10 protein-coding genes are annotated in these 11912 nt (G+C 54.0%); 3 read left to right on the top strand and 7 right to left on the bottom strand.

From position 1 onward, the window contains the following. Positions 1-199 precede the first annotated feature (199 nt). The 7 genes from hutH to lepB all read right to left on the bottom strand — a co-directional run bounded on the left by hutH (position 200) and on the right by lepB (position 9207). Positions 200-1714, bottom strand: a complete 1515-nt coding sequence (gene hutH / locus ACTL32_RS06220) for a histidine ammonia-lyase (protein WP_441340652.1) — start codon at positions 1712-1714, stop codon at positions 200-202. Positions 1715-1853: 139 nt separating this feature from the next. Next, positions 1854-3185 (bottom strand): YjiH family protein, encoded by a 1332-nt coding sequence (locus ACTL32_RS06215; protein WP_441340651.1) that lies wholly within the window; start codon positions 3183-3185, stop codon positions 1854-1856. Between the two features lie 23 nt (positions 3186-3208). Further along, the gene (locus tag ACTL32_RS06210; protein ID WP_441340650.1) at positions 3209-4141 is read right to left on the bottom strand and encodes an agmatinase family protein; all 933 of its coding nucleotides are present in this window, start codon (positions 4139-4141) and stop codon (positions 3209-3211) included. Continuing rightward, the gene (gene hutI / locus ACTL32_RS06205; protein WP_441340649.1) at positions 4138-5385 is read right to left on the bottom strand and encodes an imidazolonepropionase; all 1248 of its coding nucleotides are present in this window, start codon (positions 5383-5385) and stop codon (positions 4138-4140) included. The genes ACTL32_RS06210 and hutI overlap by 4 nt, the downstream gene beginning before the upstream one ends. Further along, positions 5378-7060, bottom strand: coding sequence for a urocanate hydratase (hutU, locus tag ACTL32_RS06200; RefSeq protein ID WP_441340648.1), 1683 nt, complete (start codon positions 7058-7060; stop codon positions 5378-5380). Before hutU ends, hutI begins: the two co-directional genes overlap by 8 nt. A 170-nt stretch (positions 7061-7230) precedes the next feature. Then, on the bottom strand, positions 7231-8652 hold the full coding sequence (locus ACTL32_RS06195) for a helix-turn-helix transcriptional regulator (protein ID WP_441340647.1): 1422 nt from the start codon (positions 8650-8652) through the stop codon (positions 7231-7233). Between the two features lie 21 nt (positions 8653-8673). Further along, positions 8674-9207 carry a signal peptidase I gene (lepB, locus tag ACTL32_RS06190; RefSeq protein WP_441340646.1) on the bottom strand — a complete coding sequence of 178 codons (534 nt, stop codon included), beginning with the start codon at positions 9205-9207 and terminating at the stop codon, positions 8674-8676. A 129-nt stretch (positions 9208-9336) separates the two neighbouring features. Between lepB and ACTL32_RS06185 the strand changes: the two genes are divergently transcribed. From ACTL32_RS06185 to ACTL32_RS06175, 3 genes are read left to right on the top strand one after another with little or no spacing between them, the layout of a single operon-like run. Beyond that, the gene (locus ACTL32_RS06185; protein WP_441340645.1) at positions 9337-10239 is read left to right on the top strand and encodes an acetamidase/formamidase family protein; all 903 of its coding nucleotides are present in this window, start codon (positions 9337-9339) and stop codon (positions 10237-10239) included. A 12-nt stretch (positions 10240-10251) separates the two neighbouring features. Further along, on the top strand, positions 10252-10776 hold the full coding sequence (locus ACTL32_RS06180) for a GNAT family N-acetyltransferase (protein ID WP_441340644.1): 525 nt from the start codon (positions 10252-10254) through the stop codon (positions 10774-10776). A 50-nt stretch (positions 10777-10826) separates the two neighbouring features. Further along, positions 10827-11846 (top strand): SEC-C metal-binding domain-containing protein, encoded by a 1020-nt coding sequence (locus ACTL32_RS06175; protein WP_441340643.1) that lies wholly within the window; start codon positions 10827-10829, stop codon positions 11844-11846. The last annotated feature ends 66 nt before the right edge of the window (positions 11847-11912 follow it).

Genomic DNA, 11912 nt, shown 5'->3' with positions numbered 1-11912 from the left:
AATATTCAACATTATTATTTGATATTTCTGATTTTTATTATATCCTACACCTTTTCTGGATAAAAAGGAACCTTATTCTCCGACAATTTACACATTAATAGCCTGTGCATGTGTAAAAAGTTCTTTTTTCTGTCATTTTTCGAACCGTTCCCCAAAATCCCGAAAAAAAAGAAAGCCTGGAAAATTCCGGGCTTTCTGGTCACGTCGCAACTGCCTGGCGGTTCCCTTGCTTCGCTTCTTCAAGCAGCAAGCCCGCAATCCGTTCGATGTCCGGATTGAAGATCCGGTCTTCATCAATCGACCCGGCAACTTTCCGGATCGCCTGCAGGCGTTCCGCTGTACGGCCGGACAATTTTTCAGCTCCCCGGTATTCAACAGCCTGCGCGGCGCAGAATGCTTCAATTGCCAGTACCCTTCTTGCGTTTTCGATGATATCTCGCGCATGGCGTGCGCCGATTGTCCCCATGCTGACATGGTCTTCCTGATTTGCTGAAGACGGAATCGAGTCCACCGACGCAGGATGCGCCAAGGTCTTGTTCTCCGACACCAGGCTCGCTGCCGCGTATTGAAGGATCATCGCACCCGATTGAAGCCCAGGCTGCGGGCTCAGAAACGGAGGCAGTCCCTCATTCAATGCGGGGTTCACCAGCCGTTCAATGCGGCGCTCTGAAATATTGGCAAGTTCCGCCATGCCGACTTTCAAAAAATCTGCAGCAAAAGCGATCGGCTGGCCGTGGAAATTGCCGCCTGAGATCACCACTTCCCCGTCCTCGAAAATCAGCGGATTGTCCGTGGCTGCATTCATCTCGATTTCCAGTTTTTCTTTGACGTAGCTGAGCACTTGCCAAGTGGCGCCGTGGACTTGCGGAATGCAGCGGAGCGAGTAGGCATCCTGGACCCGGACATCGCCTTGGCGCGTCGCCAGCCGGCTGCCTTCAAGCCACCAGCGCATCCGTTCGGCTACTGCCGTCTGTTCTTTATAGCCCCGGGCTTCATGGACAGCCGGATGGAATGCATCCGTGATGCCATAGAGCGCCTGGAATGTCAGTGCTGCAATCCATTCACTCTGGTATGCCAATGTTTCCGCTTCTATATAAGCGAGCGCCCCTTGGGCAGTCATCGCTTGCGTGCCGTTGATCAGCGCAAGCCCTTCTTTCGCTTCCAGTTCAAGCGGCGCCAAGCCAAATCGGTTCCAAACGCCTTCTGCCGGAACACGTTCCCCGCTGCGCCAAATTTCCCCTTCTCCAATTGCCACGAGAGCCAGATGGGACAGCGGCGCCAAATCTCCGGATGCGCCGAGCGAGCCTTGCTGCGGAATCACGGGATGGATTCTTTCATTGACCATCATTGCCAGGCGTTCAGCCAGAATCGGACGGATGCCGGAAAAACCTTTCAGCAAAGCATTCAGCCGCAGCACGACCATCGCCCGGGACACCGGCTCCGGAAACGGTGCTCCGATTCCGCAAGCATGTGAACGGATCAGATGCAATTGAAGCGGGTTGCAATCCCCTTCGGCGATCACCACATCGCTGAACTTTCCGAATCCGGTATTGATCCCGTAAACGGTCCGGTTCTCAGCCACAATCCGTTCGACAGCCTCACGGCTTTTGCGGACCTTCTCCATCGAATCCTTGTCCAGCTCGATCTGTTCATTTTCAAAAACAATTCTGCGGAGCTGTTCAATCGTCAAATCATTTCCTGTTAATCGAATCATTCAAATTCCCGCCCTTCAAAAAAATGCGGTAGCTTGGGCTGCCGCATCTCCGATTATCCTCAGTATAAATTTTCTGAAAACAAAGCTCAAGGATTAATTACCAAATTTTAACAAGATACAGCGGCAGTGAATTAGCGCACTAAAGGATGAGGTAAGCAATCGGCGTAACAAATACAATGGTCAAGATTACGCGTTCGACCCAGATAACCACAAGTTTAGGAATCGAAAGCGGAATATCTGTCGCCACGATGCACGGCACCAGCGCCGAAAAGAATACGATTGACGATACCGACACCACTGCGACAACGAATTTCACCATGATTGCTGCTTCAGCTACAAGCAAGGCAGGCAAGAACATTTCCGCGATTCCCAGCGCACTCGCTTTTGCAATCAGCATCGGTTCCGGCAATTGCATAGCCCAGGTGAACGGGAAGAACAAATAACCGAGCCAGTCAAAGACCGGCGTGAATTCAGCCAGGACAAGGCCCAACAGTCCGATGGAAAGAATGGTCGGCAAAATGGCCATCGTCATCAGGAAGCCATCTTTCAAGTTCTGGATAATGTTATCGACGAGTTTCGGGGAAGCGGCAACGGTCTCTCTTGCTTCGTTCCATGCATTGGAAAATCTGCTGCCGTCGTTTTTCCCTTCCGGCTGCGGCGTCGCTTCCGGGTGGTAATCGTCTTTTATTTTCGAAAGCGGCCAGATACGCACCGTTACCATCGTTACGAGGAATGTCACCACCAGCGTGACCCAGAAATACGTATTCCACATATCCATCAAGCCGAGTGTCGAAGCAACAACGACCATGAACGTTGCCGAGACGGTGGAAAAGCCGGTCGCGATGATGGCGGCTTCCTTCGCTGAATATTTTCCTTCTTTATAAACCCGGTTGGTGATCAGAAGGCCGAGCGAATAGCTTCCGACGAACGAGGCAGCCGCATCGATGGCGGACCTCCCCGGCGTCTTGAACAAGGGCCGCATAATCGGCTGGACCAGCACCCCGATAAATTCCAACAGGCCATAGCCGACCAACAGAGCCAAAAAGACGGCTCCGATCGGGACGAGCAGACTGACCGGCACTACCAGCGCATTAAAGAGAAACGGCCCCATGTCCGGCGCAAAGAGCCAGGCAGGCCCTATGTTGAACATCACCATGATGCCGACGCCTAGGCCGACCACCTTGAACATGGAGAAGACCAGATCCACTGCCGATTTTCTCCAAGTCCCGGAAACGAACGGGTAAAGAGCGCCTGCCGCAATGACCGCGAGCGCGTAATACGGAACAGCGCCTCCGGCATTTGTGCGGATGAAAGTGACGATATGGTCGAGCATGATGGAACTTTTCCCTGCAATGGTCACTGGAACAAAGAACATGAATGCACCGATGAAACTGTATACGAAAAACTTCCACATGGCCGCCGTCTTTTTAGCCGGCACAAAATCTGATTCTTTAATCCCTTTTACCACCATATCTCCATCCCCATTCCATTAGTTTATGCCCGCAGAGCAAAGCCTGTCATGAATTGCAGCCACGCATACACCCCTGTTTTAACGGTGGCGGCCACATGATTATCCTTTGCGGGATCCAGACAGACAAAATCGATGTGTTTCACATTCGGCAGTTTGCCGATTTCCAGCAATGCTTCAAACAATTCTTCCGCTTTCATGCCGCCGGGCGTTGAAGCGGGGACGCCCGGCGCCGCACTGATGTCCAGGACATCGAGGTCGATGGTGGCGTAAATCCGGTCAGTGCCCGAAAGCTTCCGGGCAGCTTCCGCGATGGCTGCCGCCATCCCGCTCTTCCGTGCTTCCCGCATCGTCACCATGTGGATGCCGTGCGCATCCGCATAATCGACGAGCGGCTTGGCGTTGAAATAGCCGTGCAGCCCGATGTTCACCACGTTCCGGCCTTCCACCGTCCCCCCGTCAATCAATTGGCGGATCGGCGTGCCGTTCGCCGGACCGAGCTCAGCGGGATCCCGGACATCGAGGTGGGTATCAAGCTGCAGGATGCCGACGGTCTCTTCCGGGAAAGCGGCTTTGATGCCTCTGACAGCGCAAGCGGTCGTCGAATGGTCTCCGCCGATCATGCACGTCGTTTCGCCTGCCAGCTCTTTGGCCACCGCTTCGATCCGCCGGTGCGATTCCAGGATATCCGTTGTGTGCATAGAGACGTTTCCTGCATCCCGCACGGAAATCCGGCTGAGGTCCACCCGCTCGTCCAAGTTGTACACAGCGAAGCCCTTCCACATCTTCCGGAATGCATCCGGATATTCGGATGCGGCCGATGCAGAAATCGACGAGCGCGACAATGGTGCGCCAAACAGCACAACATCCGCTTGCCCTTCCTGCTTCACCCATTGATGCACATGGGTCGCTTCACCTTCCGGCTGCCAGATCCATTCAGGTTTTTTTAAATAGCTCATCCAACCACCCGCTCCCCGTTTTTCCAGACGGACTCAACATGGTTCACGCCGAACAGATACTGCAGTTCCTGATAGCTATGCACGTCCCACAGCACAACGTCCGCCCCTTTGCCTGTTTCAAGCGAACCAACCCGGTCCTGGCGGTTGATCGCGCACGCCGCATTATAGGTCGCAGCGGCGAGTGCTTCTGCCGGTGTCAGGCGCATGGAAATGCATGCCAGGTTCATGACAAGCGGCATCGAAACGGTCGGTGAAGATCCCGGATTGCAGTCTGTCGACACGGCAACCGCGACGCCTCTGTCAATCATCTTCCGCCCTTCAGCCGCTTCTTCCCGCAAATACAAAGCGGTCGCCGGAAGCAGGCAGGCAATCGTGCCGGCTTCCGCCATCGCTCTGATTCCTTCGTCCGATGCCTTTAATAAATGCTCGGCTGAAATGGCCCCGACTTTAGCCGCAAGTTCCGCTCCTCCATAGGAAACAATTTCGTCCGCATGGATTTTCGGCGTCAGCCCGTAGCGCTTGCCAGCTTCAAGAATGCGCTCCGACTGCTCAGGCGTGAAGACATTCCGTTCGCAGAAAACATCATTGAATTCCGCTAGTCCGGCCGCTTTGGGCAGCATCTCTTCTATCAAATAATCCACGTAATCATCTTCCCGCCCTTTGAACTCGGCCGGCACCGCATGGGCGCCCATGAATGTCGGCACCAGGTCGATCGGGTGTTCCGCATTCAACCGCTTCATGACTTCGAGCTGCTTCATCTCAGTTTCAAGATCCATGCCGTATCCGCTTTTCCCTTCCACTGTCGTGACGCCGTGCTCCAAGAAAGCATCCAGCCGCTTCCGGCTCTGTTCGTATAATTCATCCGCCGAGGCTTCCCGGGTCATGCGCATCGTGGCATGGATGCCGCCGCCGGCATTCATGATCTCCATATAGGAAACGCCTTTCAGCCGCTTCTCGTACTCCCCTTCGCGGCTGCCTCCGTATACCACGTGGGTATGCGGATCGACCAATCCGGGCGTGACCAGGCGGCCTGCTGCATCGACCACTTCCGCTTCACCGGAACGCTCCCCATACGTGAGCATCAGTTCATCGGTCGTCCCGACAGCCTGAACGATGCCGTCTTCCAGCCAAAGACTGCCGTCTTCAATGATGCCAAGTTCGCTCATAGCAGCACCTGACCGCGGGCCTGTCTGTCCTTTCAATGTCGCGAGCAATGCGTGTTTGATCCATACCGGCTTAGCCATTGTATCCGCCATCCCCTTTCATCATCGGGATGCGGATCCCTTTTTCACGCGCCGTCTTTTCAGCAATTTCATAGCCTGCGTCAACGTGGCGGGCGACGCCCATCCCCGGATCGGTCGTCAGCACGCGCTCCAGCCGCGCTTCCGCATCCTTCGTCCCGTCCGCAACTATGACCATGCCGGAGTGTATCGAATACCCCATACCGACTCCCCCGCCGTGATGCAGGGAAATCCATGTGGCACCGCCGACAGCATTCACCAAAGCATTCAGGATCGGCCAGTCCGCTACTACGTCCGAGCCGTCTTTCATCGATTCGGTCTCCCGGTTCGGAGACGCGACAGAGCCTGAGTCGAGATGGTCCCGCCCGATGACGATCGGCGCGCTCAGCTCGCCGCTTGCCACCATGTCATTGATGATCTTCCCGAAACGCACGCGCTCCCCGTAGCCGAGCCAGCAGATCCGCGACGGCAGCCCTTGGAACTGGATTTTCTCCTGCGCCATTTTGATCCAATTGCAAAGGTGCGTATTGGCGCTGAATTCCCGCAGGATCACTTCATCGGTCTTGCGGATATCTTCCGGATCGCCCGATAGCGCCACCCAGCGGAACGGCCCTTTCCCTTCACAGAACTGCGGACGGATATAAGCAGGAACGAACCCCGGGAAATCAAAAGCATTTTCCACGCCTTCGTCTTTTGCCACTTGGCGGATATTATTGCCATAATCGAACGTCACCGCGCCCCGGTCCATCATCTCGAGCATGGCGCGGACATGCTTCGCCATCGATGCTTTTGAACGCTTCACGTATTCTGCCGGGTCCGACTCCCGCAGCGCGGCTGCCTCATTCAACGCCATGCCGGACGGGATATAGCCGTTCAACGGATCGTGCGCCGACGTCTGATCCGTCAGCACATCCGGCGTGAATCCGCGTTCGAGCATTTCAGGGAGTACGTCCGACGCATTGCCGAGCAAGCCGATCGACAGCGCTTTGCCTTCGGCTTTTGCTTCCTCCGCCAGGCGGATCGCTTCATCGAGCGAATCCGTCTTCACGTCGGTGTAGCGCGTCGCGATGCGCCGGTCGATCCGAGTTTCGTCCACTTCGATGCCGATGCAGACGCCGCCCGCCATCGTTACGGCAAGCGGCTGCGCCCCGCCCATGCCGCCGAGGCCGGCAGTCAATGTGATGGTGCCTTTCAGCGATTCGCCGAAATGCTGCTTCGCAAGTTCCGCAAATGTTTCGTATGTTCCTTGGACGATGCCTTGCGAGCCGATATAAATCCAGCTCCCCGCCGTCATCTGCCCGTACATCATCAAGCCTTTCTTGTCGAGTTCATGGAATGTCTCCCAATTGGCATAAGCCGGCACGATATTGGAGTTCGCAATCAGGACCCGCGGGGCATTTTCATGGGTTTTAAAAATTGCCACCGGTTTTCCGGACTGCACCATGAGCGTTTCGTCGTTTTCCAGCTCTTTCAATGATTTGACGATGGCATCAAAACTTTCCCAGTTCCGCGCCGCCTTGCCGATGCCTCCGTAAACGACCAGGTCTTCCGGGCGCTCAGCCACTTCAGGGTCGAGGTTGTTCATCAGCATGCGGAGCGCCGCTTCCTGCTGCCAGCCTTTTGTATTCAATTCAGTGCCGCGGTAGCGGACGACTTTTTCTTGTGAAAGGGTTTTCATTTTTCTTCTCCTCCTTTTTCTTAATTTCAGTTTATAGAAACTATTCAATCTATATTTTTATAATTTTGTTCATTTCTTATAATTTATTTCTTTTTTTATTCTTTATTTTTATATAATGTTGTTTTATTGCGTTAAAACAATAAAAAAAGAGCTTCTTTTGCAAGAAACTCTCAAGGAACATATTGCATATGCTGTTTTCGGAAAAGCGACGGCGTGGTCGATTCGAACTTTTTATAGATGGCGCTGAAATAAGAAGCGTTCGAGAAACCGGAAAGGCGGGCGACTTCCTCGAGCGACAGGCGCGTTTCCTGCAGCAGCTTTTTCGCTTCCTGCAGCCGCCGCTCCGTCAGCGCGGCACTGAATTTCTTGCCGGTCTTCTGCTGGAACTTCCGGCTTAATGTGCTCTTGCCCATGCGGAGTGTTTCCGCACACGCTGCCAAGCTCCAGGACGGATCCCAATAATTCGCCTCGATCAATTCCAGCGCTTTTTCCACCCCTGTCCCCTTGCCCGGCTCTTCCCTTTCCGCCATTGCCAATTCAGCGATAAAGCCGGCGGTTTCGTCGACAATGCCGTAGACGACCGGACCTCTGACGATGACTTCGAACACTTCGTGGTAGCGTTTCTCCCAGCGGTCATCTTTCAATCCGACCGCTTTCATGTACCGCCGAGCCTGGGCCAGCACACTTGTCAGCCGGATACGGACCATTTCAGGATCCGGATACGGGCGCTCGTAATGGAGAAATTCCCCCTCCATCCACTTCCGCATCGCCTGGGCGTCCCTCGTTTCGAGCATTTCTATCCAGATCCGCTGTTCCAGCGGCGTCAGGAACGGATCGAGTTCCGTCCACCGGAGCATCCCATGCCCAAGGACGGTGATGTCATAACCTTCGTAGAAAATCAGCGAGGTCATCTGACGCGTCGTCTGGTAATAGGCTTTTACCGGCTCGCCCTGGTTTGCATTGACGAAAATTGACAACGGCTCTTCGCTCTCCCCGCTCCATGCGGCATAGAACTTCCGGCATTCCTCCATGCATGCCTCTTCATCTTCCGACCGGTAGACGATCAGCACAAAATCGGAAAAATTGAAGACTTCTACGGGCTCATTGAACGGATAGCCCCGCAATACTTCGGAAAGGGCAAGGTAAACTTCCTTGTCCGCAGCCACCAGTGCGGCCATCGTGATGCCGCCGAGCGGCTCGGCGCGGTTGAAGAAATCCTCATAGGCGAGTGCCTGGCGGATATTCAATCCGGCTTCCGCCGGGGAATTGCGCAGCCGGAACCGGATCTGCTGAACCAGTTTGATAAACACCATCGGATCAAACGGCCGGAACAGCAGGTCTTCCGCTTTTCCCTGCAAGGCACGGTATGCGGTCAAGAAAGTCCGGTCGGAGGAGAGCCCGACCCAGGTCTGGTTGGACGCAGACAGCCACCGCTCTAATTCAGGCGTCCACAACTCCATATCGACGATCAGGCAGTCTGCCGCTCTTTCTTTTTCCGTGAAGGCGACCTGCACCCCGTTCAAATGCGATTCAATGACCCATTGGAGCCCTTGGGCCTCGAGGGCGTTCCGGGACAGAATGGCAATGTCCACGCTTTCACCTGCTTCCTTTGATTATTCCACCGGACCGAAATGCCGGAGCGGCGAAATCCGGTATTTCACTTCGCCAAGCACCGCATCCCGCCGGATAAAGCCGATGGTCCGGGAGTCCACACTGTTCAGCCGGTTGTCGCCGAGGACAAAATAATAGCCGGTGGGAACCGTGAATTCCCCGAATTCGGTTGTCAGCTGCGGATAGCCTTGCTCTTTTGCCCACTCCCGGTTTTCCTTCAAATAAGGCTCGTCCACTTTCCTGCCGTTCAAATACAGCTGATCCTCTTCCATCTTCAGCCGGTCGCCGGGAGTCCCGATCACCCGCTTGATAAAATTTTTGCCTTCCGGCGCCTTAAAAACAATGAGGTCGAAATTTTCGATCGGACTGATCTTCACCAGCAGCACCTTATCGTCCTCCTCGAACGTCGGCATCATCGACCGGCCATGCACCGATACCGGTTCGAACAGGAACTGGCGGAAAACCAGGATGATCAAGGCAGTAAGCAGGATGATCTTCATCCAGGCAACCAGCTCTCGTATGGCTTGTTCGTTCATGCCCTTCCCCCTGTTTCAATAGTGTATTTTCATCTTACTACAGCCCTCCGGCAGTTGCACATTCGGTTTTGCTATTCGCATTCCGGATTGATACAATTATGTAAATATTAAAAATAGGAGGACAATTACATGAAAACCTTATCTACAAATAAAGTCATCTACAGCTTTTCGTCCATGAACGAGCCCGTTATGCACGCCAAACCGGGCGATACGGTGGCCATCGACACCTATGACTGCTTCCAGAACCAGATCCAGTCCGAAGAGCAGGAAGTATCGGCGATCGACTGGAATGAAATCAACCCGGCTACCGGCCCGATCTTCATCGAGGGGGCAGAAATCGGCGACCTTCTCAAAGTAACGATCGACGACCTTGAAATCGGCAGCCAAGGCGTCATGGTGACCGGCCCCGGGCTCGGAGTCATGGGCCATCGCATGGAAGCGATGGAATCGAAGATCGTTCCGATCAAAGACGGGAAAGCCGTATTCAATGAACAATTGGAGTTGCCGCTGAATACGATGATCGGCGTCATCGGCGTTGCCCCTGAAGGCGCTCCGGTGTCCTGCGGGACGCCCGGCGCGCACGGCGGCAATATGGACACAAAGCTCATCACCAAAGGCGCCACGCTCTACTTCCCGGTGTTCGCTGAAGGCGCGCTGTTCGCACTGGGCGATTTCCATGCGGCCATGGGCGACGGCGAAGTGAGCGTTTCCGGCATCGAAGTGCCCGGGCGCGCCACCGTGACGTTCGATGTCATCAAAGGGACGCATTCCAAATACCCGATCCTCCAGAACGAAGACGGTTTTGCGCTGCTTGTTTCCGCGATGACGCTCGATGAAGCGATCAAAATTGCGGTTGAAGAGACGATCGACCTGCTGCTGCCGCATACCGATATGAGCGTCAGCGAAATGACGATGCTGATGAGTGCAGCAGGGGACGCACAGATCAGCCAAGTGGTCGATCCGCTTGTGACTGCCCGCTTCTTCGTGCCGCAGCACGTACTGGATTCATTGGGAATTAAATTGTTTGCATAAAGGGGCCAGATTATGTTCAAAGGAGAAAAAATCCGTTTGACCGCAATGCGGGCAGAAGATCTGCCAATCTACAGAACGTGGAACAGCGAAGCCGCTTTCGGGCGCAACTATAATTCCAGCCCTATCCGAGAAGTTTCAGAAAAACAGGCAACGGAATGGTTCCAGGAAAGTTCGGACAAGGATTTCCGCTTCGCGATCCGCCCGGTTGATAACGAAAACTTCATGGGCGTCTGCGCCATCGAAGACATTGAATGGCCCCACCGGGTCGGCTGGCTCTCCATCGCACTCGGCGAAGATTACCAGGGCAGCGGATGCGGGACGGAGGCGATGCGCCTGCTGATGCATTACGCCTGGAACGAACTCAACCTCCATCGCCTCCAGTTGACGGTCTTCGGATACAACGCACCCGCGATGGCCATGTATGAAAAACTGAGCTTCCAAAAAGAAGGCGTGTTCCGTGAATTTCTGCAGCGGGACGGCAAGCGCCATGACATGTATTTATACGGCAAATTGGCGTCTGAATCATCGGACTTTTGAGCGCAGCGCCATTTTATGTTACACTCAATGAAAAACTGTAGGTGATTAGAATGGTTGGAAGAAATGACCCTTGCCCATGCGGCAGCGGAAAAAAATACAAGAAATGCCACGGAAAGCAGCAGACGGTTTCCATCAATGACTTGGTGAACGAAGAATTGTTCAAAGTTCGCCAGCAATTCTTTTCGGAAAACCCGAACCAGGAACAGCTGCCGGCTTTCCGCGAACTTCAGCAGGAATGGCAGCCGCGCTTGATGCAATCCATGGCGGAAAACGATGCACAGGCATTTGTCATCGAGAACTTCCTGTTCATGCAAAAGCCTGAACTTTGGGAAGCTTTCCTGACGAAACAAGTGGAGCTCGCCCAGCGCCCGTCCACTAAAGAAGTACTTGAAAACTGGAAAGACGCCAAAGTGTTCCTTGGGCAATACGTCGAAGGAAATGAAGCGTCTGCGCAGTTCAAAGATGCTTTTACCGGTGAAACCATCCAGATGACGGACCAGCCGCCGACGGATATGCAGGACGGCCAAGGCCTCCTTGCCATCCTTCTGCCGGATTCCCGCATCGGAAAAGACGGCGCATTGTTCCTGAACGGCTACCTGACAGTCGTCGGCGACTTCGATCCACTCTTTGAAGGAGTGAAAGCGAAGATGGCCGAAGCGAATGCTACAGACGGAGCCGCTTATCTGCGCGACAATTACTTGGCGGTCGTGGAAATGATCGTGAAGTACTCGACGGGTACGGTTGACGAAAGCATCGAGCTTTCCCCTGAACACGAATCCGTTATGGCAGAACTTGCCAAGCATGTTGAAGAAGCTGATTTCGATGCGGAAACCGTCGACAATGTAACCAGCATCCTCAACAGCTACCTGGTAAGCCAGCAGCCGTCGGTCCAAAAGCCCGAAGCACTTGTTGCAGGGTATTGGAGATTCCTTCAGGATCATGAATTGATCAAAGGGCCGATGCTTGCTCCTAAAGATCTGAGCGAAAAATTCGGCGTTTCTTCAAGTACGATCCTAAAACGTTCAAAAGAATTCGGTTCTTATTTCGAAGAGCTTTTGGCGAAAAATTAATCCATCAAAAAAGGGCAGCTTCCGGCTGCCCTTTTTTCATTTCCGCCTTTCAGCCGATATACCGGA

It is taken from the genome of Planococcus sp. FY231025 (assembly GCF_052078085.1).
Lineage (GTDB): Bacteria > Bacillota > Bacilli > Bacillales_A > Planococcaceae > Planococcus.
The sequence above is the reverse complement of the archived record's forward strand: the minus strand, read 5'-3'. Positions and strand labels throughout refer to the sequence as shown.

Bases quoted from the DNA above. Each gene is read 5' to 3' on its own strand.
- hutH (WP_441340652.1), bottom strand. From the start codon at position 1,714: ATGATTCGATTAACAGGAAATGATTTGACGATTGAACAGCTCCGCAGA.
- ACTL32_RS06215 (WP_441340651.1), bottom strand. From the start codon at position 3,185: ATGGTGGTAAAAGGGATTAAAGAATCAGATTTTGTGCCGGCTAAAAAG.
- ACTL32_RS06210 (WP_441340650.1), bottom strand. From the start codon at position 4,141: ATGAGCTATTTAAAAAAACCTGAATGGATCTGGCAGCCGGAAGGTGAA.
- hutI (WP_441340649.1), bottom strand. From the start codon at position 5,385: ATGGCTAAGCCGGTATGGATCAAACACGCATTGCTCGCGACATTGAAA.
- hutU (WP_441340648.1), bottom strand. From the start codon at position 7,060: ATGAAAACCCTTTCACAAGAAAAAGTCGTCCGCTACCGCGGCACTGAA.
- lepB (WP_441340646.1), bottom strand. From the start codon at position 9,207: ATGAACGAACAAGCCATACGAGAGCTGGTTGCCTGGATGAAGATCATC.
- ACTL32_RS06185 (WP_441340645.1), top strand. From the start codon at position 9,337: ATGAAAACCTTATCTACAAATAAAGTCATCTACAGCTTTTCGTCCATG.
- ACTL32_RS06180 (WP_441340644.1), top strand. From the start codon at position 10,252: ATGTTCAAAGGAGAAAAAATCCGTTTGACCGCAATGCGGGCAGAAGAT.
- ACTL32_RS06175 (WP_441340643.1), top strand. From the start codon at position 10,827: ATGGTTGGAAGAAATGACCCTTGCCCATGCGGCAGCGGAAAAAAATAC.